Annotated in this window: 24 protein-coding genes and 1 pseudogene; 13 read left to right on the forward strand and 12 right to left on the reverse strand. The window is 72.0% G+C overall.

The genetic code is table 11. The features are described from left to right. Positions 1-49: 49 nt before the first annotated feature. Entirely contained in the window at positions 50-544 is a 495-nt protein-coding gene (gene purE / locus GAK38_RS07375; protein WP_325342804.1) for a 5-(carboxyamino)imidazole ribonucleotide mutase, read from the reverse strand. Between the two features lie 84 nt (positions 545-628). Between purE and trxA the strand changes: the two genes are divergently transcribed. The 3 genes from trxA to GAK38_RS07390 are packed head-to-tail and all read left to right on the forward strand — an operon-like array spanning position 629 to position 2734. Next, positions 629-1555: a thioredoxin gene (trxA, locus tag GAK38_RS07380; protein ID WP_325342806.1), complete on the forward strand. Its 927-nt coding sequence runs from the start codon at positions 629-631 to the stop codon at positions 1553-1555. 4 nt (positions 1556-1559) lie between these two features. Then, positions 1560-2411, forward strand: a complete 852-nt coding sequence (locus tag GAK38_RS07385) for an META domain-containing protein (protein ID WP_325342808.1) — start codon at positions 1560-1562, stop codon at positions 2409-2411. A gap of 35 nt (positions 2412-2446) precedes the next feature. Then, on the forward strand, positions 2447-2734 hold the full coding sequence (locus GAK38_RS07390; RefSeq protein WP_325342810.1) for a hypothetical protein: 288 nt from the start codon (positions 2447-2449) through the stop codon (positions 2732-2734). A 66-nt stretch (positions 2735-2800) separates the two neighbouring features. On the opposite strand, the gene GAK38_RS07395 is transcribed toward GAK38_RS07390, so the two are convergent. The 4 genes from GAK38_RS07395 to GAK38_RS07410 form a co-directional block, all read right to left on the reverse strand. Continuing rightward, on the reverse strand, positions 2801-3706 hold the full coding sequence (locus GAK38_RS07395; RefSeq protein ID WP_325342812.1) for a phosphoribosylaminoimidazolesuccinocarboxamide synthase: 906 nt from the start codon (positions 3704-3706) through the stop codon (positions 2801-2803). 97 nt (positions 3707-3803) lie between these two features. Continuing rightward, complete coding sequence (locus GAK38_RS07400) at positions 3804-4697, reverse strand: fructose bisphosphate aldolase (protein ID WP_325342815.1); 894 nt, start codon at positions 4695-4697, stop codon at positions 3804-3806. 115 nt (positions 4698-4812) lie between these two features. Beyond that, complete coding sequence (locus GAK38_RS07405) at positions 4813-6252, reverse strand: histidine kinase dimerization/phospho-acceptor domain-containing protein (RefSeq protein ID WP_325342817.1); 1440 nt, start codon at positions 6250-6252, stop codon at positions 4813-4815. Positions 6253-6254: 2 nt separating this feature from the next. Continuing rightward, on the reverse strand, positions 6255-6935 hold the full coding sequence (locus tag GAK38_RS07410; RefSeq protein WP_325342819.1) for a response regulator: 681 nt from the start codon (positions 6933-6935) through the stop codon (positions 6255-6257). Between the two features lie 99 nt (positions 6936-7034). Between GAK38_RS07410 and GAK38_RS07415 the strand changes: the two genes are divergently transcribed. From GAK38_RS07415 to GAK38_RS07425, 3 genes are all read left to right on the forward strand, one after another. Beyond that, positions 7035-7760, forward strand: coding sequence for a phosphatase PAP2 family protein (locus GAK38_RS07415; protein WP_325342821.1), 726 nt, complete (start codon positions 7035-7037; stop codon positions 7758-7760). After that, positions 7747-8316: a phosphatase PAP2 family protein gene (locus GAK38_RS07420; protein WP_325342823.1), complete on the forward strand. Its 570-nt coding sequence runs from the start codon at positions 7747-7749 to the stop codon at positions 8314-8316. The genes GAK38_RS07415 and GAK38_RS07420 overlap by 14 nt, the downstream gene beginning before the upstream one ends. Positions 8317-8418: 102 nt before the next feature. Beyond that, positions 8419-9192 carry a DUF481 domain-containing protein gene (locus GAK38_RS07425; protein ID WP_325342825.1) on the forward strand — a complete coding sequence of 258 codons (774 nt, stop codon included), beginning with the start codon at positions 8419-8421 and terminating at the stop codon, positions 9190-9192. A 165-nt stretch (positions 9193-9357) separates the two neighbouring features. Here GAK38_RS07425 and pyk read toward each other — a convergent pair whose 3' ends face one another. Beyond that, a complete protein-coding gene (gene pyk, locus GAK38_RS07430) occupies positions 9358-10800 on the reverse strand; it encodes a pyruvate kinase (protein WP_443089174.1) in 1443 nt (480 codons plus the stop codon). 218 nt (positions 10801-11018) lie between these two features. On the opposite strand from pyk, the gene katG reads away from it, so the two are divergent. The 6 genes from katG to GAK38_RS07460 all read left to right on the forward strand — a co-directional run bounded on the left by katG (position 11019) and on the right by GAK38_RS07460 (position 17088). Then, entirely contained in the window at positions 11019-13298 is a 2280-nt protein-coding gene (gene katG, locus GAK38_RS07435) for a catalase/peroxidase HPI (RefSeq protein ID WP_325342827.1), read from the forward strand. Positions 13299-13432: 134 nt separating this feature from the next. Continuing rightward, on the forward strand, positions 13433-14551 hold the full coding sequence (locus tag GAK38_RS07440; RefSeq protein ID WP_325342829.1) for a fatty acid desaturase: 1119 nt from the start codon (positions 13433-13435) through the stop codon (positions 14549-14551). Between the two features lie 166 nt (positions 14552-14717). Continuing rightward, positions 14718-15743 carry an LLM class flavin-dependent oxidoreductase gene (locus tag GAK38_RS07445; RefSeq protein ID WP_325342831.1) on the forward strand — a complete coding sequence of 342 codons (1026 nt, stop codon included), beginning with the start codon at positions 14718-14720 and terminating at the stop codon, positions 15741-15743. A 17-nt stretch (positions 15744-15760) separates the two neighbouring features. Next, positions 15761-16273 carry a molybdopterin-dependent oxidoreductase gene (locus GAK38_RS07450; RefSeq protein ID WP_325342833.1) on the forward strand — a complete coding sequence of 171 codons (513 nt, stop codon included), beginning with the start codon at positions 15761-15763 and terminating at the stop codon, positions 16271-16273. A 39-nt stretch (positions 16274-16312) separates the two neighbouring features. Beyond that, positions 16313-16741, forward strand: coding sequence for a TOBE domain-containing protein (locus GAK38_RS07455; protein WP_325342835.1), 429 nt, complete (start codon positions 16313-16315; stop codon positions 16739-16741). Positions 16742-16779: 38 nt separating this feature from the next. Further along, positions 16780-17088, forward strand: coding sequence for an antibiotic biosynthesis monooxygenase family protein (locus GAK38_RS07460; RefSeq protein ID WP_325342837.1), 309 nt, complete (start codon positions 16780-16782; stop codon positions 17086-17088). A 70-nt stretch (positions 17089-17158) separates the two neighbouring features. Here the strand turns inward: GAK38_RS07460 and GAK38_RS07465 are convergent, their stop codons facing one another. The 6 genes and pseudogenes from GAK38_RS07465 to def all read right to left on the reverse strand — a co-directional run bounded on the left by GAK38_RS07465 (position 17159) and on the right by def (position 21657). Further along, positions 17159-18352 carry a phosphoglycerate kinase gene (locus GAK38_RS07465; RefSeq protein WP_325342839.1) on the reverse strand — a complete coding sequence of 398 codons (1194 nt, stop codon included), beginning with the start codon at positions 18350-18352 and terminating at the stop codon, positions 17159-17161. A gap of 150 nt (positions 18353-18502) precedes the next feature. After that, positions 18503-18832, reverse strand: a pseudogene (locus GAK38_RS07470) (AzlD domain-containing protein). Between the two features lie 3 nt (positions 18833-18835). Next, a complete protein-coding gene (locus GAK38_RS07475; RefSeq protein WP_325342888.1) occupies positions 18836-19543 on the reverse strand; it encodes an AzlC family ABC transporter permease in 708 nt (235 codons plus the stop codon). A 92-nt stretch (positions 19544-19635) separates the two neighbouring features. Continuing rightward, on the reverse strand, positions 19636-20595 hold the full coding sequence (gene fmt, locus GAK38_RS07480) for a methionyl-tRNA formyltransferase (RefSeq protein ID WP_325342841.1): 960 nt from the start codon (positions 20593-20595) through the stop codon (positions 19636-19638). Positions 20596-20635: 40 nt separating this feature from the next. Further along, on the reverse strand, positions 20636-21148 hold the full coding sequence (locus tag GAK38_RS07485; protein WP_325342843.1) for a hypothetical protein: 513 nt from the start codon (positions 21146-21148) through the stop codon (positions 20636-20638). Further along, on the reverse strand, positions 21145-21657 hold the full coding sequence (gene def / locus GAK38_RS07490) for a peptide deformylase (protein ID WP_325342845.1): 513 nt from the start codon (positions 21655-21657) through the stop codon (positions 21145-21147). Before def ends, GAK38_RS07485 begins: the two co-directional genes overlap by 4 nt. A gap of 192 nt (positions 21658-21849) precedes the next feature. Between def and GAK38_RS07495 the strand changes: the two genes are divergently transcribed. Further along, on the forward strand, positions 21850-23097 hold the full coding sequence (locus tag GAK38_RS07495) for a LysM peptidoglycan-binding domain-containing protein (protein WP_325342847.1): 1248 nt from the start codon (positions 21850-21852) through the stop codon (positions 23095-23097). Positions 23098-23108: the final 11 nt, after the last annotated feature.

Consider the following 23108-nt stretch of genomic DNA (forward strand, 5'->3'; position numbering starts at 1 on the left):
CCTCCGCCAGCGGCTGCGGTGCGAGCGCCTTCGGGCGGCCGGGCGGCGCTCATGCCGCGGGCGGCAGCGCCATGCCGCGGGCGAGTTCGGTCTGCTGTGCGCGCCAGGTCTGCAGCTGGGTGCGCAGGCGCGCGTCTTCGTTGGCGAGCAGGGCCACGGCGAACAGCGCCGCGTTGGCCGCCCCGGCCGCGCCGATGGCGAAGGTCGCCACCGGAACGCCCTTGGGCATCTGCACGATGCTGTGCAGCGAATCGACGCCCTGGAGATGGCGGCTGGCCACCGGCACGCCGAGCACCGGCACCGTGGTCTTGGCCGCGAGCATGCCCGGCAGGTGGGCCGCGCCGCCGGCGCCGGCGATGATGGCCTTCAGGCCCCGCCCCTCGGCGGCTTCGGCATAAGCGAACATGTCGTCGGGCATGCGGTGCGCCGAGACGACACGCGCCTCGTGGGGGATGCCGAATTGCTGCAGAATCTGCACTGCATGCTGCATGGTCTCCCAGTCGCTGCTGGAGCCCATGACCACGCCGATGGGGATGGCTGTCATAGTTGTCGTCGGTTGGGTAACCGCGGATTTTACGGTTCGGCCTTCACCCCTTCTTCCCGCAGACACATTCGCGCCACACACACCATGTCGATCGACGTCACCGTAGAGAATTTCGAAGCCGAGGTCATCGCCGCCTCGCAGACCGTGCCCGTGCTCGTGGACTTCTGGGCGCCGTGGTGCGGCCCGTGCAAGACGCTCGGCCCGATCCTGGAAAAGCTGGAGACGGCCTACGAGGGCCGCTGCAAGCTCGTGAAGATCGACTCCGACACCGAGCAGCAACTGGCCGCGGCCTTCGGCATCCGCAGCATCCCGACGGTGATCCTGCTCAAGAACGGCCAGCCGGTCGACGGCTTCGCCGGCGCCCTGCCCGAGGGCAAGGTGCGCGAGTTCCTCGACAAGCACGTGCCCAGCGCCGCCGAGACCGAGGCGGTGGCCGAGGAAGAAGCCGCGCTCGACGCGCTGGCCGACGGCGACGTCGAAGGCGCGCTGGAACGCCTCCAGCATGCCGTGGCCACCGACCCGGCCAACGACGACGTGCGCTGCGACTACGTCAAGCTGCTGCTGCAGCTGGGCTACCTCGACGAGGCCCGCCTCGCGTTCGAGCCGTTTGCCGCCAAGGCGCAGGCCGAAGCCGCCGGCACCGTGACCGCCTCGCTGCGCCGCATCGATGCGCTCCAGCGCTGGATCGCCGCCTTCGACGCGGCCCAGGCGCAGCCGGACATCGGCGCGTACGACGCGAAGATCGCCGCCAACAAGCGCGACTTCGACGCCCGCTTCGGCCGCGCGCAGCTGCTCGTCGTGCAGCAGCAGTGGACCGCGGCGCTCGACGAGCTGCTGGAAATCCTCATGCGCGACCGCACCTGGAACGACGACCTCGCCCGCAAGACCTACATCGCCATCCTCGAACTCATCGAGCCGCCGGCGCCCAAGGTGGCCGAGGGCCAGATCCCGCCGCAGGACCCGGTGGTGGCGACCTACCGGCGCCGCCTCAGCTCCCTCATCCTCAGCTGAGCCGATGCCCAGCCGCCGCCGCTTTGCGCTGCCGGGGGTGGCGATGGCGCTGGGCGCCTGGCTGCTGCCGGCCTCGGCCCAGCAGGCGCCGCAGCCGGCAGCGCAGCCCACGCTGCCGCTGCCGGCCAGCTTCACCGGCACCCTGCCCTGCGCCGACTGCCCGGGCATCGTGCACCACCTCAACCTGCTGCCCGAGCGCACGCCGCCGTATGCGACCGACCACGGCCGCTACGAGCTGCGGCTGCGCTATCTCGGCGCCAAGGGCGGCCGGCCCCGGGTGGAGCGCGGCGCCTGGCGGCTGTCGGGCGACGGCGCCACGCTGACCGTGGGCAGCGGCGACCAGCGCCGCCTGTTCCGCATGGACGCCACCGGCTCGCTGCTGACCGCGCTGGACCGCGAGGGCCATGCGATCGCCAGCAACCTCAACTACACGCTGGAGCGGGCCAACGCCTTCACCTCCCTGCAGGAGGCCGAGCGCGCCGAGCAGATCGCCGCCACCGGCGCGCCGCTCGAAGACACGACCTGGCGGCTGGTGACGCTCGGCGGCCAGCCGGTGGCCGTGCCGACCAACGGCCAGCGCGAGGCCCACCTCGTGCTGCATGCCAAGGATGCGCGCCTGTCGGGCTCCGGCGGCTGCAACCGCCTGCTCGGCAGCTACGAGCGCAACGGCGCCGCGCTGCGCTTTCCGCCGATCGCCGCGACGCGGCTGGCCTGTCCGCAGGGCATGGAGCAGGAGAACGCCTTCCTCCAGGCGCTGGAGCGCGTGGCCGGCTGGCGCATCCAGGGCCGGCGGCTGGACCTGACCGATGCCGCGGGCGTGACGGTGGCGCAGTTCGAGGCGGCGGCCGCGAAGTAGCGCCGCGGCGCGGACGCCGGTACCATGTGCGAACCATGGAGCTCGAGATCTACAACGCGTTCATCAAGGCCGGCGTGTCCGAAACGGATGCGAAGGCGGTGGTCGAATCCCTCAACCGGGAGATCGACCGGCGCTACAACCTGCATGCGCAGCAACTGGCCACGCGCGGCGATCTCCAGGAAGTGCGCGGCGACCTCCAGGAATTGCGCGGCAGCCTCGAAGCCAGGCTCGCACAGACCCAGGCCGAACTCATCAAATGGACCATCGGCACCATGTTCGTCGCCGTGGGCCTGTTCGCCACCCTGACCAAGCTCTGGCACTGAGTCCAAGGGGGTATAGCCCCGCAGCGGGCGCCAGCCGCCCGCCACAGCCCCCTCCTCCCCGGGGTATCAGCCCGTCAGCCGCTCCAGCGCCTCGCGGTACTTGGCCGCCGTCTTCTCGACCACGTCCTGCGGCAGGCGCGGCGCCGGCGCGGTCTTGGGCCAGGGCTGGCCGTTGATGCGCACGGCTTCGAGCCAGTCGCGCACGAACTGCTTGTCGTAGCTCGGCGGGTTGGCGCCGGCGGCGAACGCGGCCTCGTAGCCTTCGACCGGCCAGTAGCGCGAGCTGTCGGGCGTGAGCACCTCGTCCATCAGCACCAGCGTGCCGTCGGTGTCGAGGCCGAACTCGAACTTGGTGTCGGCGATGATGAGCCCCTTGGCCAGCGCGATGCCGGCGGCCGCCTGGTACAGCGCGATGCTGGTGTCGCGGATCTGCGCGGCCAGTTCGGGGCCGACGATCTCGACGGTGCGGGCATAGTCGATGTTCTCATCGTGCTCGCCGACGGCCGCCTTGGCCGCGGGCGTGTAGCTCGGCTCGGGCAGCTTGCTCGCGTTCTTCAGACCGGCGGGCAGCGGCACGCCGCAGACGGCCTGGCCGGCCTGGTATTCCTGCCAGCCGCTGCCGGCCAGGTAGCCGCGCACCACGGCCTCGATCGGCACGGGCTTCAGGCGCTTGACCAGCATCGAGCGGCCGCGCACCTGCGGCGCCTCGGCCGGCGTGACAACGCTCTCCGGGTCCTCGCCGGTCAGGTGGTTGGGGCTCAGGTGGCCGAGCCGGTCGAACCAGAACAGCGCCATCCGCGTGAGCAGCTCGCCCTTGCCCGGAATCGGCTCGCCCATGATGACGTCGAAGGCCGACAGCCGGTCGCTGGCGACCATGAGGATGCGGTCGTCGCCCACGGCGTAGTTGTCGCGCACCTTGCCGCGCGCGAGCAGGGGCAGGCTCTGGATGGAGGAGGTGTGGACGGTGGTCATGGCGGCGAAAGGAGTGCGAAAGCGGGGGGAGCCGGCATTGTGGCGCGGCCAGAAAAAAGCCACCGCCCTGCGGTGGCTTTGACGCCCGGGAAGAGGCTCAGACGATCGAGGCGCGGTAGATCGACTCGATCGACGCGTCCAGCGCGCCGTTGAACTGCTCGTCGGACTGCTGGGCCGACAGGCCCTCGGTCAGCGCGCGGCTAAAGCTGGCGATGATGCCGGGGTTCCTGGCCAGGCGGGCGTTGGCCTCGTCGCGGCTGTAGCCGCCCGACAGCGCCACCAGGCGCAGCACCTTCGGATGGTCGACCAGCTCGCGGTAGAAGCCGTCGACGGTCGGCAGCGTGAGCTTGAGGATCACGCGCCGGCCCTCGGGCAGCGCGTTCAGGCGCTCGATGAAGCCCTGCTTGAGCAGCGTCTCGGCCTCGGCCTTGTCGGCGATCTTGATCGAGACTTCGGGCTCGATGATCGGCACCAGGCCGGCGGCCAGCACCTGGGCGCCGAGCGCGAACTGCTGGTCGAGCGCGGCGGCGATGCCCTTGGCGTTGACGGCATGGATGACCGAGCGCTCCTTGGTGCCGAACACGCCCTGGGCCTTGGCGCGGGCCAGCAGGTCGTCCAGGCCGGGGATGGGCTTCAACAGCTGCACGCCGTCGGCCTCGTCGGCCAGGCCCTTGTCGATCTTCAGGAACGGCACGACCTGCTTCTTCTCCCACAGGTACTGGGCTGCGGGCAGGCCGTCGAACTGGCGCTCCAGCGTGGCTTCGAACAGGATGGCGCCGAGCACGCGGCGGCCGTCGAAGGCGGGGCTGGTGACGATGCGGGTGCGGAAAGCGTGCACCAGGTCGAACATCTCGGCGTCGCTCTGGTAGGCGCTTTCCTCGATGCCGTAGAGCTTCAGGGCCTTGGGCGTGCTGCCGCCGCTCTGGTCCAGGGCGGCGATGAAGCCGTTGCCCCTGGCGATCTTGTCCAGCTGTTCTTGATGAGCACTCATGGCATCTCTCTCTTCGTGAGTCTTGGCCGCGCAGGGCGGCACGGGAATGGGTGGAAGGCTTGGAACCGTGGTCGATTGTAGGGACAGCGCGCGCCTGCCTGGTCTCAGAACGTGTTCACGCGCCGGCCGGCGGCCGCGCCAGCTCGATGCGCCAGGCGGTCGTCCATGGCGCGCCGGCCGGCGCGGCGGCGAAGCGCCCGCCGTGGGCCTGAGCCACGCGGGCGACGATCTCGTGGCCCAGGTGCAGGCTGTCCACGGGCGCGGGCGGCGGCACGGCGGCACGGCCGTCGGGGCCAAGGCGGCGGCCGTCGTCGCGCACCTCGATCCAGGCGGTGCCGCCGCCTTCGCTGCCGCAGGCGATCTCGATGACCGTGCCCTGCGGCGTGTGGCGCAGCGCGTTCTCGATCAGGTTGCGCAGCGCGATGTCGAGCAGCACCGCATGGCCGTGCCAGGGCAGCGCGTGCGGCCCGGCCACGGCGATGGCGCTGCCGTGCCGCCAGGCCGCCTGGGCATAGTCGGCCGCGGCCGTGCGGGCGATGGCCGCCAGATCGACGGCCGCGGCGGCATCGTGCATCTGCGCCCGGCTGGCGCGGGCCAGGGCCAGCAGCTGGTCGAGCACGTGGCCGGCGCGCAGCGCGTCGGCGCCGATGCGCGCGAGCGCGGCGCCGCGCTCGGCCTCGGCCAGCGGGCCGCCGAGCGCGCGGGCCTGCAGCACGATGGAGGCCAGCGGCGTGCGCAGCTCGTGCGCCACCTCGCTGGCCAGGCGCCGTTCGCGCGCCAGCGCGGCCTGCTGGCGGTCGAGCAGCGCGTTGATCGATCCGACGACCGAGCTGAACTCGTGCAGCGGATAGCGCGCCGGTAGCCGCCCGGCGCGGGCCACGTCGAGCGCGGCCACGTCGTCGGACAGCACGTAGAGCGGCCGCAGCCCGCGCCAGATCGCCAGGCCCAGCGCGAGCGCCACGACCGGCAGCAGCCACAGGCCCGGCTCGATCATCTGGCCGGCGATGTCCTCGGCCAGGCTGTCGCGCTCCTCGCGCTCGACCAGCACCATGATGCGGCGGTCCCGGGCGGTGCTCCACTGGGCGAAGCTGCGCCAACGCTCGCCTCCGGGGCCCAGGCGCTGGTCGGCGAAGCCGGCGTCGGGCGCGAAGGCCGGCGCCGGCGCGTCGCCCCGGCGGCCGACCAGCCGGCCCTGCGCGTCCCAGAGGAAGACGCTGAACGACTGCTGGTAGTCGTGGGCGCGCAGCAGCGGCATGTCGACCCGCGGCGTGGTTTCGGCCGGCGCGCGAAAGCCGGTGGCGTCGAGGTTGAGCAGCAGCGCGGCGACGCTGGCCAGGTGGCCGTCGGTCAGCTCGTCGGCCTCGTGCACGCCGGTCTGGTAGCCCAGCGCGACGAAGCTGCCCCAGACGGCCAGCAGCGCGCCCAGCACCCACAGCAGCAGACGGTTGGTGAGCGACGGCGGGCGTCGCGTCGGATTTTGATACTCCCCGGCCTTAGCTCCCTCAGCGGTCTCTTTCTGCCCGACAGAGCCATATACCCCCTCGTTTTCTGCCATGTTCACTCTCTCGGGATGAAATAGCCGACGCCGCGCATGGTCTGGATCAGCGAACTGCCGAGCTTGCGGCGCAGGCGGTGGATGTGGCCTTCGAGCGTGTTGCTCTCGGCGCCGGCCGACTGCCAGTCGTAGAGGTGTTCCTCGATCTGCGCGCGCGACAGCACCCGGCCGCGGGCGTCGAGCAGCAGCCGCAGGATGGCGAACTCGCGCGGCGACACCTCCACCGGCGCTCCGGCGCGGCGCACGGTGCGCGCGGCCGGGTCCAGCTCCACGTCGCCGTGGCGCGCCAGCGGCTGCGAGCGGCCGGCCGCGCGCCGCAGCAGGGCGCGCAGGCGGGCGTCGAGCTCGTCGACATCGAACGGCTTGACGAGGTAGTCGTCGGCGCCCTGGTCCAGGCCCGAGACGCGGTCGCGCACCTGGTCGCGCGCCGTGAGGAGCAGCACCGGCAGCAGCGCGTCGGGCCGCGCGCCCTCGGGGCTCTCGCGCAGGCGGCGCAGCAGCGTGGCGCCGTCGCCGTCGGCCAGGCCCAGGTCCAGCAGCACGGCGTCGAACGCATCGGCGCGCAGCGCCGCCCAGGCGGGCGCCACGCCGTCGCACACGTCGACCGCATAGCCGCGCTGGCGCAGGTTGGCGCGCAGGCCCTCGGCGATGCCGGCATCGTCTTCCACCACGAGGATTCGCATGAAGGCGCATTGTGGGCGCGCCCGCGCCGCGCGGGGCCGGTACACGACCGCGGCGGTCCTTCATTGCCCGTTCATCTTCGGCGGCTACGGTGCGCGCCCATGACAACGACGACACGCCCCGCCGCACCGCCCGGCGACCGCGCCGTGGCCGCCTGGACGGCCGCGGCCCTGCTGGCCGTGGTGGCCTGGGACGCCAGCGGACTGGACCTGGCCGCCGCGCGCGGATTCGGCGACGCCCACGGCTTCGCGCTGCGCGACCACTGGTTCTTCGTGCAGGTGCTGCACGAGGGCGCCCGCCGGCTGGCCTGGGCGCTGGCCGTGGCGTTGTGCATCGGCGTCTGGTGGCCCTGGGGCGTGCTGCGCCGCATCGACGCCCGCCGCCGCATGCAGCTGGCCGCCACACCGCTGCTGGCGCTGGCCGTCGTCGCGCTGGCCAAGGCCAGCAGCGCCACCAGCTGCCCCTGGGACTTGGCCGAGTTCGGCGGCCTGGCGCGCCATGTGTCGCACTGGTCCTGGGGCCAGGTCGACGGCGGCGGCGGGCGCTGCTTCCCGGCCGGCCATGCGTCGGCCGCCTTCGCGTTCGCGGGCGGCTGGTTCGCCCTGCGCCAGGCGGCGCCACAGGCCGCGCGCCGGTGGCTGGCCGCGGCGCTGGCCGGCGGCCTGGTGCTGGGGCTGGCCCAGCAGGCGCGCGGCGCCCACTTCATGAGCCACACGCTGTGGACCGGCTGGCTCTGCTGGGCCACCGCCTGGGCCTGCGACGCCGCGCTGCGCCGCACCGGCCCGCACCGCGCGGCGGTGGAGGCCGCGGACCATGCGCGGCTTTGAGACCGCCCTGTTCACGCTGCTCAACGCCACGCCGGACAGCCCGTCCTGGGTGGTGCCGCTGGCCGCCTGGATCTCCAACGTGCTGCCGCACGGCGCGGCCGTGGCGCTGGGTGCCTGGCTGCTGGCCACGCCGAGCCGGGCGCAGCGGGTGGCGATCCTGCAGGCGCTGGCCGGCGCGGGCATGGCCTGGCTGATGGTGCGCGGCATCCGTGCCGTGGTCCACCTGCCGCGTCCGGCCGAGCTGGAGCTGGGCTGGCAGTGGCTGGCCCACCGGGGCGGCCCGGCGCTGCCCAGCATGCATGCGACCGGCGCCTTCGCGCTGGCCACCGGCCTGGGCCTGAGCCGCGCCCTGCCGCGGCGCGCGCTGTGGGTGGCGTTCGCCGTTGCCACGGCCATGGCCTGGAGCCGGGTCTGCCTGGGGCTGCACTGTCCGACCGACGTGGCAGCTGGCGCCCTCTGCGGCGCGGCCGGGGCGGCGCTGGCGTCGACCGCCACCGCCTGGCGGCCGGCGCGCGGGACGGCGGTGCGGCGCTGGCGGGCCCAGCCCGGCCGTTGACGATCGGAAACAGACCCAGCACAACAGTAGGGAACCGTTGCAGACCCGGGAGAACTATCGGCTAAGGTTTACCCCAATCTGTTCCTCGGAAAGGAGTTCCGCTTGCCATCTCCCCGCCTCCACCTTCTGGCCTCAGCCGCCCTGACCGCCGCCGCGCTGCTGCCGGTGGCCGGCTGGTCCCAGATCACGCTCAAGCCCGACGGCCAGTGGCGCTACCTGGTGAGCGCCGGCGCCAACGCCACGGCCGGCAACAGCGACACGGTCAACGCCACCGCCCGCGGCGAGGGCGTGCGCATGACCGACCACGACAAGCTCACCTTCCTCGGCCAGATCGCCTACGGCAGCGCCGATGGCGTGACGACCACGCAGCGCGCGTCGCTCGGCACCCAGTACAACCGCGACATCTCGCCGCGCTCGTTCAGCTTCGCCTCGGCCGACGCGCTGCGCGACAAGCCGTCGAACATTGCGAGCCGCTATTCGACGGCGTTCGGCGTGGGCCGCCACATCGTGCGCACCGACCAGAACAACTTCGACATCTCCACCGGCCTGGGCTACAGCCGCGACTCCTACGTCACGCCGACCGAGGTGATCGGCCAGACGCGCGACCACTACGGCCGCCTGGAGCTGGTGCTGGCCGAGGAGTCGAACCACAAGGTCACCTCCACCACCAGCCTGCGGCAGAAGGTCACGGTCTATCCCAACCTGCGCGACACGGGCGCCTGGCGCGCCGCGCTGGACTCGGGCGTCTCGGTGGCGATGACGCAGTCGCTCAACCTGACGGCCGGCTTCACCTACCGCTTCGACAGCGACCCGGGCGCCGGCCTCAAGAAGGGCGACGCGGCGTTCGTGACCGGCGTCTCCTACCGATTCGATTGACCGGAGGGGTATAGGCCCAAAGCCGGCGGGTTGTATGGGCTCCAGGCACATACTCCTGACAGGCGCAGTGCCAGCCACACGACGGCCCAGGCCAGCAGACGCCGCGCTGGCGTCGCCCCCTTCTGAGAAGGGGGCAGCGGCGAAGCCGCTCGGGGGGTTGCTCCTTTATACGGCGCGACAGATCTTGAGCATGTTGGTGCCGCCCGGCGCGCCCATCGGCTCGCCGCAGGTGATCGCGTAGACGTCGCCGCTGTCGACGATGCCACGGGTCTTGAGGTGCCCCTCGGCCTGCTCCAGCGCGGTGTCGCGCTCGGTGCTCTGGTCCATCAGCAGCGGGCGCACGTTGCGGTAGAGCGCCATGCGCCGCTGCGTGGCCACGCGCGGCGTGAGCGCGTAGATCGGGATGTGGATGCGGTGGCGGCTCATCCAGAGCGCGGTGGAGCCGCTGTCGGTCAGCGCGACGATGGCCTTGGCGCCCAGGTGGTGGGCGGTGAAGAGCGCGCCCATCGCGATCGACTGGTCGATGCGGCTGAAGGTCAGGCCGCTGAAGTCGGCATCGAGCCCGCGGTCTTCGGCCGCCTCGGCGGCCGAGCAGATCGCCGCCATCTCCTGCACCGTCTCCAGCGGGTACCGGCCGGCGGCGGTCTCGGCGCTGAGCATCACCGCGTCGGTGCCGTCGAGCACCGCGTTGGCCACGTCGCTCACCTCGGCGCGCGTGGGCACCGGGTTGGTGATCATGCTCTCCATCATCTGGGTGGCGGTGATGACCACCTTGTCGTGCTCGCGCGCGAGCCGGATCATGCGCTTTTGCAGCGCCGGCACCGCGGCGTTGCCGACTTCCACCGCGAGGTCGCCGCGCGCGACCATGATGCCGTCGGACACGCGCAGGATCTCCTCCAGCCTGGGAATGGCCTCGGCCCGCTCGATCTTGGCGATCAGCCCCGGCTTGTGGCGGTATTCGGCCGCGGCCACGTTGCAGAGCTGGCGCGCCATCTCCATGTCGGTCGCGTTCTTCGGAAAGCTCACCGCCACGTAGTCGGCCTGAAAGCCCATCGCCGTCTTGATGTCCTCCATGTCCTTGGCGGTGAGCGCCGGCGCGGTCAGGCCGCCGCCCTGCTTGTTGATGCCCTTGTTGTTCGAGAGTTCGCCGCCGGCCTTCACGCGCGTGATGACCTGCTCGCCGAGCACGGCCTCGACGGTCAGCACGATCAGCCCGTCGTTGAGCAGCAGCACGTCGCCGGCCTTCACGTCGCGCGGCAGCTCCTTGTAGTCCAGGCCCACGCCGTCCTGGTCGCCGGGCTCGGTGCGCGAGGCGTCGAGCACGAAGCGCGCGCCGGGCTCCAGCTGCACCCGGCCGGCGGCGAAGCGGCCGACGCGAAGCTTCGGGCCCTGCAGGTCGGCCATGATGGCCACCTCGCGGCCGGCGCGCTGGGCGGCCTCGCGCACCAGCGCGGCGCGGCCGATGTGGTCCTGCGCCGTGCCGTGGCTGAAGTTGAGCCGCACGACGTTGACGCCGGCGCGGATCATCTCTTCGAGCAGCTGCGGGTCGCTGGAGGCCGGGCCGAGGGTGGCGACGATCTTGGTGGCGCGGCGGGGGAGGATGGACATGGCGGCAGGGTCTCCAGTGTGGCGAAGGGCGCAATGCGCTCGTTTGGCATCGATTCTCGCACCGGGCCTGTCGTGCCCCGCAGGGGCGAGCATTGCTATCAAAAAACTCCTTCAATAGTCTTTTCCCATCGCCGTGGTTGAAAGCCTTGGCTGTCGGCCTGCTCGACAGTTCACTAGCATTCCCAGGACTTCCCAGCCCACGACCTCAGGAGAGAACCATGACGACCGACGCCCAGTGCCCCTTCGCCGGCGCCCGCGCCACCTCGCCCCACGACGGCCCCGCGCGGGCGGCCGGCGGCGGCACCGGCAACCGCGACTGGTGGCCGAACCAACTGCGCGTGGACCTGCTGCACCAGCACTCCTCGAAGTCCAACCCGCTCGGCGGCGGCTTCGACTACGCCCAGGAATTCGCAAAACTCGACTACGAACAGCTCACGGCCGACCTGCGCGCGCTGATGACCGATTCGCAGGACTGGTGGCCGGCCGACTTCGGCCACTACGGACCGCAGTTCATCCGCATGGCCTGGCATGCCGCCGGCACCTACCGCACCGGCGACGGCCGCGGCGGCGCCGGCCGCGGCCAGCAGCGCTTCGCGCCGCTGAACTCCTGGCCCGACAACGTCAACATCGACAAGTCGCGCCGCCTGCTCTGGCCGATCAAGCAGAAGTACGGCCAGAAGATCTCCTGGGCCGACCTGCTGATCCTGACCGGCAACGTGGCGCTGGAGACCATGGGCTTTCGCACCTTCGGCTTCGCCGCCGGCCGCGCGGACACCTGGGAGCCCGACCAGGACGTCTACTGGGGCCGCGAGACCACCTGGCTCGGCGGCGACCTGCGCTACGCCCACGGCTCCGAGGGCGTCGAAAAGCCGGCCGGCGAGGCGGTGCTGGTGACCGACGACGACGCCGACGGCGACGTGCATTCGCGCCGGCTGGAGAACCCGCTGGCCGCCGTGCAGATGGGCCTGATCTACGTGAACCCCGAGGGCCCGGACGGCAACCCCGACCCGCTGCTCGCCGCCCGCGACATCCGCGACACCTTCGGCCGCATGGCCATGGACGACGAGGAGACGGTCGCGCTGATCGGCGGCGGCCACACCTTCGGCAAGACCCACGGTGCCGGCCCCGCCGACCACGTCGGCCCCGAGCCCGAGGCCGCCGGCCTGGAGGAGCAGGGCCTGGGCTGGCGCAGCAGCTTCGGCGCGGGCAAGGCCGGCGACGCGATCACCAGCGGCCTGGAAGTCACCTGGACCACCACGCCCGCGCAGTGGAGCAACAACTTCTTCGAGAACCTGTTCAGGTACGAATGGGTGCTGGAGAAGTCGCCCGCCGGCGCCCACCAGTGGGTCGCCCGGGACGCCGAGGCCGTCATCCCCGATGCCCACGACAGGACGAAGAAGCGCCTGCCGACCATGCTGACGACCGACCTGGCGCTGCGCTTCGACCCGGCCTATGAGAAGATCGCGCGCCGCTTCCTGCACAACCCGCAGGCGTTCGCCGAAGCCTTCGCCCGCGCCTGGTTCAAGCTGACCCACCGCGACCTGGGCCCGCGCGCCCGCTACCTCGGCCCCGAGGTGCCGAAGGAGGAGCTGGTCTGGCAGGACCCGCTGCCGCCGGTCACCCACCCGCTGATCGACGCGGCCGACGCGGCGGCGCTCAAGGCGCAGGTGCTGGCCTCGGGCCTCACGGTGTCGGAACTGGTCGGCACCGCCTGGGCCGCCGTCTCGACCTTTCGCGGCTCCGACAAGCGCGGCGGCGCCAACGGCGCCCGCATCCGCCTCGCGCCCCAGAAGGACTGGGCGGTCAACCAGCCCGAGCAGCTGGCCCGCGTGCTCGCGGTGCTGGAGGACATCCGCGCCGGCTTCAACCGCACGGCCACCGGCGGCAAACAGGTGTCGCTGGCCGACCTGATCGTGCTGGCCGGCAACGCCGGCGTCGAGCAGGCCGCGAAGGCTGCCGGCCAGGCGGTGGCCGTTCCCTTCACCCCGGGCCGCACCGATGCGTCGCAGGCGCAGACCGACGTGCAGTCGTTCGCCGTGCTGGAACCCCTCGCCGACGGCTTCCGCAACTGGCAGAAGGCCCGCTACAGCGTGCCGGCCGAGCACCTGCTGATCGACCGGGCCCAGCTGCTGACGCTGACTGCGCCCGAGCTGACCGTGCTGGTCGGCGGCCTGCGCGCCATCGGCATCAGCGTGGGCGGCGCCACCCATGGCGTGCTGACCGACCGGCCGGGCGTGCTGAGCAACGACTTCTTCGTCCACCTGCTCGACATGGGCACGGTGTGGAAGGCGACGTCGGATGCGCAGGAGGTGTTCGAGGGCCGCGACCGCAAGACGGGCGAGCGCAGGTGGACCGGCACCCGCGTCGACCTGGTGTTCGGCTCCAACGCCGTGCTGCGCGCCGTGGCCGAGGTCTATGCCAGCGCCGACGCGCAGCCGAAGTTCGTGCAGGACTTCGTCGCCGCCTGGGCCAAGGTCACCGAGCTCGACCGGTTCTGACCCCGAGGCCGCCAGGCCCGCACGGCGCGGCGGGCCCTGCACCTGCCGTTCCCGTGCAACGCGGGGGGCGTGACATCCGCATGTCACCATGCCGGCGCAGGCTGTGCCCGCAGACGCCTCCGATGGATTCGCCGATGTCTTCCGCCCACGCCCTCGCCGAAGAAGCCGCGCCGCTGCCGCTGGCCGCCGGGCGGCCGCTGCCGCACCGCAAGACCCTGCGCGCGTGGATGGCCCCCCTTTCCGAACGCACGACGGCGACCGCTCTCGTGCTGCTGTCCATCGACTATGGGCTGTTCCTCGCGCTGACGGCCGGCACCGTGCTGCTCGGTCCGGTCTGGCTCAAGCTGCTCTGCGGGCTGGCCGCGGGCTTCGTGATCGGCCGGCTGTTCGTCATCGGCCACGATGGCTGTCACCAGAGCCTCACGCCGCACCGCCGGCTCAACCGGGTGCTCGGCCGCATCGCCTTCCTGCCCTCGCTCACCGCCTACAGCCTCTGGGACATGGGCCACAACGTGGTGCACCACGGCTTCACCAACCTCAAGGGCGTGGACTTCGTCTGGGCGCCGCTGACGCAGGACGAGTACCGGCGGCTGTCGCCGGTGCGCCGCGCGTTCGAGCGCCTCTACCGCAGCGGCTGGGGCCCCGGCGCCTACTACATGGTCGAGATCTGGTGGAAGAAGATGATGTTCCCGGGCCGCGAGGCGCCCGGCGGCACCGCACGTCCGGCCTTCACCCGGGACTGCCTGCTGGTCACCGGCTTCGCCGCGCTCTGGTGCGCCGCGCTGGCGGCCGGCGCGCTGGCCGCCAGCCAGCCGCTCGGGGCCGTGCTGCTGGCCGGCTTCGTGGTGCCGCTGCTGTTCTGGTTCCACCTGATGGGCTTCGTCATCTACGGCCACCACACCCACGTGCGGGTGCGGTGGCACGACGACCGCACCGCCTGGCAGCGCGCCCAGCCGTTCGTCTCGACGACGGTGCACCTGACCTTTCCGCTGAAGATCGGCGCGCTGATCCACAACGTCATGGAGCACACCGCCCACCACGTGGACATGGGCATTCCGCTCTACCGGCTCCAGGAAGCGCAGAAGGTGCTGGAGCACCTGCTGCCCGGGCGCATCATCGTCCAGCGCTTCTCGTGGAAGTGGTACTTCGACACCGCGCGCGCCTGCAAGCTCTACGATTTCACGCGCCAGTGCTGGACCGACTTCGCGGGCCGCGCGACGGGCATGCCCAGGGCACGACCCACCGGCGCCTGACTGCACTTCCTGCGAACCGCTGCCGCGGCAGGGACCGGCCGGGCAGCGCGTCCAGGGCGCTCAGCCCGCATGCCGATCGACGGCCCCGGAGGCCGCTGCCGCGCTGCGCCCCCGAAAACTTGGCATAGTGGCCTGCCTGCCCGCCACCACTTTCCAGGACACACCCATGAAGAAGAAGATCGGATTCCTGTCGTTCGGCCACTGGACGCCGTCGCCCCAGTCGCAGACGCGCTCGGCCGCCGACGCGCTGCTGCAGTCCATCGACCTGGCCGTGGCCGCCGAGGAACTCGGCGCGGACGGCGCCTACTTCCGGGTGCACCATTTCGCGCGCCAGCTGGCCTCGCCGTTCCCGCTGCTGGCCGCCGTGGGCGCGAAGACGAAGCGCATCGAGATCGGCACCGGCGTGCTCGACATGCGCTACGAGAACCCGCTCCACATGGCCGAGGACGCGGGCGCGGCCGACCTGATCGCCGGCGGACGGCTGCAGCTCGGCATCAGCCGCGGTTCGCCCGAGCAGGTGATCGAGGGCTGGCGCTACTTCGGCTACGAGCCGGCCGAGGGCCAGACGGACGCCGACATGGCGCGGCAGCACACGCAGGCCCTGCTCGACGTGTTGAAGGGCAAGGGATTCGCGCAGCTCCATCCGCGCCCGATGTTCCCGAACCCGCCCGGGCTGCTGCGCATCGAGCCGCATTCCGAAGGCCTGCGCGAGCGCATCTGGTGGGGGTCGAGCTCGAACGCGACGGCGGTCTGGGCCGCGAAGCTCGGCCTGAACCTGCAAAGCTCGACGCTCAAGAACGACGAGACCGGCGAGCCGTTCCATGTGCAGCAGGCCCGGCAGATCCGCGCCTACCGCGCGGCGTGGAAGGAGGCCGGCCACGCCCGCGCGCCCCGGGTGTCGGTGAGCCGCAGCATCTTCGCGCTGGTGAACGATCAGGACCGCCTGTACTTCAGCCGCAGCGGCCAGGACAGCGACTCGGTGGGCTTTATCGACGACCAGACCCAGGCCATCTTCGGCCGCAGCTACGCGGCGGAGCCGGACCTGCTGGTGCGCCAGCTCGCGCAGGACGAGGCCATCGCCGAGGCCGACACCCTGCTGCTGACGGTGCCCAACCGGCTGGGCGTGGACTACAACGCGCACGTGATCGAATCGATCCTGACCCATGTGGCGCCGGCGCTGGGCTGGCGTTGAAACCGCAGAGCATGCCCATGTCCTTGGCCCTTTCCCGCCGCCTCGCGGCCCTGTCCCTCGCCGTCGCCGCCCTGTCGGCCATGGCGGCTCCGCCCTCCGAGACGCTGCAGGTCGCCGGCGCCGTCCGGGCGCCGCTCGCGCTCGGCGTCGCCGACCTGCGCAGCTTCCCGCCGGAGCAGATCGCCAGCGTCACGCTCCCGCGGCGCGTGGACGGTCGCGAGGCCGCCAGCACGGTGCGCGGCGTGCGGCTGAGCGCAGTGCTGGAGCGCGCGGGCATCGCCGCCACCGGGCACCACGACTGGAAGTCGCTGGTCGTGCTGGCCTCGGCCACCGACGGCTACCGGGTGAGCTTCTCGTGGCCCGAACTGGTCAACACGCCGGTGGGCGCCGGCGTGCTCGTGGTGTTCGAGCGCGACGGGCAGCCGCTCGACGACGGCGAGGGCGCCATCGCGCTGGTCTCGGCGCAGGACCTGCGCACCGGCCCGCGGCACGTGCGGTGGCTCGACCGCATCGAGCTGCGCCAGCCCTGAGCGAGAATCCGGCGACGCACCCAGGAGCACCGACCGACCATGAAAGCCAGCGCACGCAACCAGTTCTTTGGACAGATCGCCGCCGTCCACGACGGCAGCATCCACGACGAGGTCGAACTCCAGATCGCCTCGGGCCTGCGGGTGGTGGCGACGGTGACCCGCGCGAGCCGCACCGCGCTCGGGCTGCAGCCCGGCGCCCGCGCGCTGGCGCTGGTGAAGGCCTCGTCGGTCGTGATCGTGACCGATGCCGCGGGCGTGCGCTTCTCGGCGCGCAACCAGTTCGCCGGCACCGTCGGCCAGGTGACCCGCGGCGCGGTCAACAGCGAGGTGGCGCTGGCGCTGCCCGGCGGCGAGCGGCTCGTGGCGATCGTGACCAACGAGAGCGCCGACGGGCTCGGGCTGGCCGCGGGGCAGCCGGCCACGGCGCTGTTCAAGGCCGGCAGCGTGATCATCGGCGTGCCGGCCTGAGGCCGCCCTTCCCGAACCCCAGTAAGCGAGGATCTTCCATGCCCTTCATCGCCATGAACCGCTTCCGCATCGCGCCGGGCCGCGAGGCCGACTTCATCGAGGTCTGGAAGCAGCGCGACAGCCACCTGGCCGGCGTGCCGGGCTTCGAGTCGTTCCACCTGCTCCAGGGCGCGACGACCGGGGAGCACACGCTGTTCGCCTCGCACACCGTCTGGGCATCGCGCCAGGCGTTCGAGGACTGGACCCGCTCGGACGCCTTCCGCGCCGCCCATGCCAAGGCCGGCTCCACCACGCGCGACCTGTACCTGGGGCCGCCGCAGCTGGAGTTGTTCGACGCAGTGGTCTGAGATGACCCTGGGGGTATAGAGCCAGAGCGCACGCTCAGCGCCTGCTCTGAGAAGATACCCCTGGCATGGATCAGCCGGCCGCCCGCTTTTCGAGGATCTCGAAGGCCGGGAGCTTCTTGCCTTCCAGGATTTCCAGGAACGCGCCGCCGCCGGTGGAGATGTAGCCCACATCCTTCTCGATGCCGTACTCGGCGATCGCGGCCAGCGTATCGCCGCCGCCGGCGATGCTGAAGGCGCGGCTCTCGGCGATCGCGCGGGCGATGGTTTCGGTGCCGTGGGAGAACGCCGCGAACTCGAACACGCCGACCGGGCCGTTCCAGACGATGGTGCCGGCGGCCTTGAGCTGCTGCGCCAGGCGCGCGGCGGTCTCGGGGCCGATGTCGAGGATCAGGGCGTCCTCGGCCACGTCCTTGGCGGCCTTGACGGTGGCCTGCGCATCGGCCTTGAACTCCTTGGCGACCACGACGTCGGTCGGGATCGGCACTTCGGCGCCGCGGGCGCGCAGCGCGTCGATCACGGCCTTGGCTTCGTTGACCAGATCCGGCTCGGCCAGCGACTTGCCGATCGGCAGGCCGGCCGCGAGCAGGAAGGTGTTGGCGATGCCGCCGCCGACGATGAGCTGGTCGACCTTCTCCGACAGCGCCTTGAGGATGGTGAGCTTGGTCGAGACCTTGCTGCCGGCCACAATGGCCACGAGCGGGCGCTTCGGCCGGGCCAGCGCCTGGGTGATCGCGTCGATCTCGGCCGCCAGCAGCGGGCCGGCGCTGGCGATGGGCGCGTATTCGGCGATGCCGTAGGTGGAGGCTTCGGCGCGGTGGGCGGTGCCGAAGGCGTCGTGCACGAAGATGTCGGCCAGCGCGGCGAGCTTCTTCGCCAGGGCCGGGTCGTTCTTCTTCTCGCCCTTATTCAGGCGCACGTTCTCCAGCAGCACGACCTGGCCCGGGGTCACGTCCACGCCGTCGACCCAGTCCTTCACGAGCGGCACCTCGCGGCCGAGCAGCTCGCCCAGGCGTTGGGCGACCGGCGCGAGCGAATCCCCGGGCTTCGGGTCGCCCTCGGTCGGGCGGCCCAGGTGCGAGGCGACCAGCACGGCGGCGCCGGCGTCGAGCGCCAGGCGGATCGCGGGCACCGAGGCGCGGATGCGCGTGTCCTCGGTGATGCGGCCCTGGTCGTCCAGCGGCACGTTCAGGTCGGCACGGATGAACACGCGGCGGCCGGCGGCCTTGCCCTGGGCGACGAGGTCGGAAAAGCGGATGACGGTCATGGTCTTGTAGCGCAGAGTGGGTGGTTCGGGCACACGGATGATGCGGCCGATTCTAGTGAGCGGCTGCCGGTGCGCCCGTCACCATACATATACAGCCCTGGGTAGCGGCGCACAGCGTCCGACATTCAATCGCTACAGACCCATACCCCCTTACCAGCCCAGGCCGAGGTGCAGCGGCAGGAAGACCGCCATGCCCACGGCGATGGTGTGCAGCACCGAGCGGCGTCAGAAGTAGGCGGCGATGGCGGCGGCCACCGCGGGCAGCCGTGCGTCGGCCAGTGTGACGATGAGGTGGCCGTTGCGCATGATCACCTCGGGCACCAGCACCGCTGCCAGCGCGGCCAGCGGCGCATAGCGCAGGCCGCGCTGCAGCCAGTCCGGCAGCGGCCATTCGCGCTCGGGCAGCATGAAGAAGGAGCGCGTCAGCAGCGTGATGGCGCCCAGGCCGGCGATGGTGAGCAGGGTTTCCCAGATATCCACGGCTTACTCCCCGTCCTCCGGCTGCGGCCGGATCGTGATGCGCTCGGGCCAGGCGGCCTCCAGCAGCAGCCCGGTGGCTACGGCTGCGGCGATGCCGGCGAGGATGTTGAGCTTGAGCGGCAGCGCAAACGCGGCCACGGCCGCCATGCCGGCCACGCCGGCGGCGATCCAGGCGATGCGCCCGCCGAGCATGGAGCACAGCACGCCCAGCAGCGCCAGCGTGCCGGCGAAACCCAGGCCCCAGTGCACCGGGATCACGTTGGCCAGCAGCACGCCGAGCAGCGACGAGATCTGCCAGGCCAGCCAGCTGGCCACGGCCGCGCCCCAGAAGAACGGCTCCTGGCCTGGGCCGCGTTCCATCTCGGGATAGCGCCGCATGAAGACGACGAAGCTGGTGTCGCCGGTGAGAAAGCCCATGACCATGCGGCGCTGCCGCGGCAGGTGGCCGAAGTACTTGCGCCACATGGTGCTGAAGATGACGAAGCGCAGGTTCACGCAGCAGGCGGTGAGCCACACGACCCAGGGCGGCGAGCCGGCGGCGATCAGCGGGATGGCCAGCAGCTGGGCGCTGCCGGCATAGACCACGAACGACATCAGGATCGCCACCCAGGCGCTCATGCCGCTCTTGACCATGGCCACGCCGGCCACCAGCCCCCAGGCGGCCGTGCCGACCGACAGCGGGATCATCTCGCGCAGCGCTTCCCTGAACATGGGCTCGCGCAGGGTGGCGCGGGCCTCGGCGCGGATCGCCCGCGCGCGCCGCCGCCCCGCCACCCAGGTCCGCTGCAGTGGCGCGGGTACGCTCATTGCAGAACGGCGCCGGCGCCCAGCGTGAAGCCGCGCAGGAAGTCGCCCGCCGGCAGGCGCCGCCCGCCGGCGCGCTGCAGCAGCGTGGCCCGCAGCGCCGTGCCGCCGCCGCACTGCACGCGCACGCCGTCGGCATCGGCGGACAGCACGGTGCCAGGCGCCGCAGCGGCGTCGCCGGCCTCGGCCCGCGCCGCCCAGACCTTGACCGCCTCGCCGCCCGGCGCGGCGAAGGCGGGGCCCGGGAACGGATCGAAGGCGCGCACGCGGCGCGCGATCGCCGCGGCCGGCAGCTGCCAGTCGATCCGGGCCTCGGCCTTCTCGATCTTGCGGGCATAGGTCACGCCCTCGGCCGGCTGCGGCACGGGTTGCAGGCGGCCGCAGGCGGCGATCTCCAGCGCCTCGACGACGAGGCGCGCGCCCAGCGCGGCCAGCCGGTCGTGCAGCGTGGCGGTGGTGTCGTCAGCACGGATGGCAGTGCGCTCTTCGAGCAGCATGTCGCCGGTGTCCAGGCCCGCGTCCATCTGCATGATGGTCACGCCGGTCTCGGCGTCGCCGGCCTCGATGGCGCGATGGATCGGCGCGGCGCCGCGCCAGCGCGGCAGCAGGCTGGCGTGGATGTTCAGGCAGCCGCGCGCCGGCAGGTCGAGCACCCACTGCGGCAGGATCAGGCCATAGGCCGCGACGACCATTGCATCGGCCTGCGCCGCCACGAGCGCGGCGCGCGCCGCGGCGGCGTCATCGGGGTGTTTGCCGTCCAGCCGCAGGCTGCGCGGCTGGGCGACGGCGATGCCGTGGTCGAGCGCGAACTGCTTGACCGGCGAGGCCTGCAGCTGCAGGCCGCGGCCGGCAGGGCGGTCGGGCTGGGTCAGGACCAGCGGGATGTCGAAGCCCGCGGCATGCAGGCGTTCGAGGGCGGCACGGGCGAATTCGGGGGTGCCGGCGAAGACGATTCTCATGGGTTGCGGATGGCAGCCGTCCGCCGCGGCGGGGCCGGCATCAATCGAAGCCGAAGAAGCCGCGGCGGCGGTCGACGTCGGTGTACTGGATGCGGCGCACCACCCCGGCGGGGTCGATGTGGATGTGGATCAGGCGCGGATTGTTGAACTCCAGGAAGCGGTAGCTCCACACGTCGCCATCGAAGCTGTACACCCGGCTGATGCGGCCGGGCTGGCCCAGCAGGCGGCGCACGTCGTCGGCCGTCCAGCGGTCGATCTGGATGCGCAACAGCACGGCCGGGTCGAGCGCCTGCTCGGAGCGCTGGAGCCGCCCGTCGGCGCCGAAGTCGAAGTTGTAGACGTTGGTGCCGGCCGGCGCCTGGGAATACTGCAGCCGCTCGCCGCCGCCCGGCAGCGCATAGCGGCCGGTGGGCGCGCCCAGGCGGGCCAGCACCTGCTCGCGCGGCGTGCCCGGCGGGTCGGCCAGCGGCGTGAGCGATGCGCAGGCCGCCAGCAGCACGGCCGCCATCGCCAGCGCGGCGGCGCGCAGCAGGCGTGCGGCGGCGACGCTCATCCGCGAGCCTCTTCCTTCTGCTGCTTGACCAGTTTGGTCTTGATGCGGTTGCGCTTGAGCGGCGACAGGTATTCGACGAACACCTTGCCCTTCAGATGGTCCAGTTCGTGCTGCAGGCAGATGGCCAGCAATCCCTCGGCCTCGACCGTGCGCAACCGGCCCTCGCCGTCGAGCGCCTGCACCCGCACGGCGGTGGAGCGCTCCACGCCGTCGTAGATGCCGGGCACCGACAGGCAGCCCTCGTCGCCCACGGCCTTCTCGTCGCTGGCCCAGACGATCTCGGGGTTGATGAAGACCTGCGGTTCGTTGCGGCCCTCGGACACGTCGATCACCACCAGCCGCTCGTGCACGTCGACCTGCGTGGCCGCCAGGCCGATGCCGCTGGCGTCGTACATGGTCTCGAGCATGTCGGCAATGAGCGCCGTGATGCGCGCATCGACCGCCTGCACCGGCTTGGCGACCTTGTGCAGGCGGGGGTCGGGATAGCGGAGGATGGGCAGGAGGGCCATGGCAGTGTGGGCGGAAAATGGTTTCGCACGGGCAGGTGCGCGAAGATGTGGGTATTTTCGCCACTTTTGCCGCGACGGGTCACGGCGGCCGGCAATCATCGTTGCCGAATCAAGGGCTTGGGCGCAGAATCCAAACCCATTTGTAACAAATCGCCGGGCCTGCCGGCAGCAGCGCGAGAGGGTGCTTTTCCGATGCGACGAGACAGGTACGACGCGGGCGCCAGCGCCCCCGGAAAGCGCCGCGGCCGCCTCCTGGCCGCCCTGCTGGCCGCCGCCGCGCTGCTGCCCGCCGCCGCACAGCACCACCCCATCACCGCCGACCAGCGCGACACCGCCCAGCTGGTCGCCCAGCGCGGCGTGCCGCTCGACCAGCTCGCGCCCAACGCGCCCGACGTCTACGTGGTCCGGCGCGGCGACACGCTCTGGGCCATCTCGGGCCTGTACCTGCGCCAGCCCTGGCGCTGGCCCGAACTGTGGGGCATGAACCTGCAGACGATCCGCAACCCGCACCTGATCTATCCGGGCCAGACGCTGTATCTCGACCGGACCGGCGGCTACGCGCGGCTGCGCACCACGCCGCCCGGTACGCCGCTGGACGACACGGCCGGCCTGCCCACGGTGCGCCTGTCGCCGCGCACCCGCACCGGGAACCTGCCGGGCACCGCCCTGCCCACGCTGCCGCCGCATCTGATCGAGCCCTTCCTGGCCGAGCCGCTGGTCGTGGCCGAGGACACGCTCCGGGCCGCGCCGCGCGTGGTCGCCACCACCGACGACCGTGTGCTGGTGGCCCGCGGCGACCGCCTGTATGCCCGCAGCGCCACGCCCGGGCAGCCGCTGGCGCTGGGCGACGGCGGCCAGCCGCGCCAGTACCGCATCTTCCGCAGCGCGGTACCGCTGAAGGATCCGGTCACCGAAGAGATCCTCGGCTACGAGGCCCAGTACCTCGGCCGCGCCGAGCTGGTGCGCGGCGAAGGCACCGAGGCCGCGCCGCGCAACCCCGATTCACCGCCCGAGCTCGTGCCGGCCACGCTCGACGTGGTATCGGTCAAGGAAGAGATCCGCGCCGGCGACCGGCTGCTGCCCGAGCCGCCGCGCGAATACAACAGCTACACGCCGCATGCGCCGCAGCAGACGGTGGACGCGCGCGTGGTGTCGCTCTACGGCAGCAACGCGGTGACCTTCGCGACGCAGAACCAGATCGTGGCGATCAACCGCGGCGCGCGCGACGGCATCGCGGCCGGCGAGGTGCTGTCGCTGCTGTCCGAAGGCGCCCGCATCGTCGACAAGACCGACGACAGCCGCGACACCATCAAGCTGCCGAGCGAGCCCAACGGCCTGGCGATGGTGTTCCGCACCTTCGACCGCGTCTCCTACGCGCTGGTGCTCGATGCACGCACCGGCGTCAAGGTCGGCGACCGGCTGGTGAACCCGACCCGCTGAGCCGGCCCGCC

Source organism: Xylophilus sp. (assembly GCA_009914555.1).
Lineage (GTDB): Bacteria > Pseudomonadota > Gammaproteobacteria > Burkholderiales > Burkholderiaceae_C > WNDY01.

Coding starts and splice junctions, on each gene's coding strand:
- GAK38_RS07440 (WP_325342829.1), top strand. CDS start 13,433: ATGTCTTCCGCCCACGCCCTCGCCGAAGAAGCCGCGCCGCTGCCGCTG.
- GAK38_RS07385 (WP_325342808.1), top strand. CDS start 1,560: ATGCCCAGCCGCCGCCGCTTTGCGCTGCCGGGGGTGGCGATGGCGCTG.
- def (WP_325342845.1), bottom strand. CDS start 21,657: ATGGCCCTCCTGCCCATCCTCCGCTATCCCGACCCCCGCCTGCACAAG.
- GAK38_RS07420 (WP_325342823.1), top strand. CDS start 7,747: ATGCGCGGCTTTGAGACCGCCCTGTTCACGCTGCTCAACGCCACGCCG.
- GAK38_RS07495 (WP_325342847.1), top strand. CDS start 21,850: ATGCGACGAGACAGGTACGACGCGGGCGCCAGCGCCCCCGGAAAGCGC.
- katG (WP_325342827.1), top strand. CDS start 11,019: ATGACGACCGACGCCCAGTGCCCCTTCGCCGGCGCCCGCGCCACCTCG.
- fmt (WP_325342841.1), bottom strand. CDS start 20,595: ATGAGAATCGTCTTCGCCGGCACCCCCGAATTCGCCCGTGCCGCCCTC.
- GAK38_RS07415 (WP_325342821.1), top strand. CDS start 7,035: ATGACAACGACGACACGCCCCGCCGCACCGCCCGGCGACCGCGCCGTG.
- GAK38_RS07450 (WP_325342833.1), top strand. CDS start 15,761: ATGTCCTTGGCCCTTTCCCGCCGCCTCGCGGCCCTGTCCCTCGCCGTC.
- GAK38_RS07465 (WP_325342839.1), bottom strand. CDS start 18,352: ATGACCGTCATCCGCTTTTCCGACCTCGTCGCCCAGGGCAAGGCCGCC.
- GAK38_RS07445 (WP_325342831.1), top strand. CDS start 14,718: ATGAAGAAGAAGATCGGATTCCTGTCGTTCGGCCACTGGACGCCGTCG.
- GAK38_RS07455 (WP_325342835.1), top strand. CDS start 16,313: ATGAAAGCCAGCGCACGCAACCAGTTCTTTGGACAGATCGCCGCCGTC.
- GAK38_RS07410 (WP_325342819.1), bottom strand. CDS start 6,935: ATGCGAATCCTCGTGGTGGAAGACGATGCCGGCATCGCCGAGGGCCTG.
- GAK38_RS07400 (WP_325342815.1), bottom strand. CDS start 4,697: ATGAGTGCTCATCAAGAACAGCTGGACAAGATCGCCAGGGGCAACGGC.
- pyk (WP_443089174.1), bottom strand. CDS start 10,800: ATGTCCATCCTCCCCCGCCGCGCCACCAAGATCGTCGCCACCCTCGGC.
- GAK38_RS07475 (WP_325342888.1), bottom strand. CDS start 19,543: ATGTTCAGGGAAGCGCTGCGCGAGATGATCCCGCTGTCGGTCGGCACG.
- GAK38_RS07405 (WP_325342817.1), bottom strand. CDS start 6,252: ATGGCAGAAAACGAGGGGGTATATGGCTCTGTCGGGCAGAAAGAGACC.
- trxA (WP_325342806.1), top strand. CDS start 629: ATGTCGATCGACGTCACCGTAGAGAATTTCGAAGCCGAGGTCATCGCC.
- purE (WP_325342804.1), bottom strand. CDS start 544: ATGACAGCCATCCCCATCGGCGTGGTCATGGGCTCCAGCAGCGACTGG.
- GAK38_RS07390 (WP_325342810.1), top strand. CDS start 2,447: ATGGAGCTCGAGATCTACAACGCGTTCATCAAGGCCGGCGTGTCCGAA.
- GAK38_RS07485 (WP_325342843.1), bottom strand. CDS start 21,148: ATGAGCGTCGCCGCCGCACGCCTGCTGCGCGCCGCCGCGCTGGCGATG.
- GAK38_RS07460 (WP_325342837.1), top strand. CDS start 16,780: ATGCCCTTCATCGCCATGAACCGCTTCCGCATCGCGCCGGGCCGCGAG.
- GAK38_RS07395 (WP_325342812.1), bottom strand. CDS start 3,706: ATGACCACCGTCCACACCTCCTCCATCCAGAGCCTGCCCCTGCTCGCG.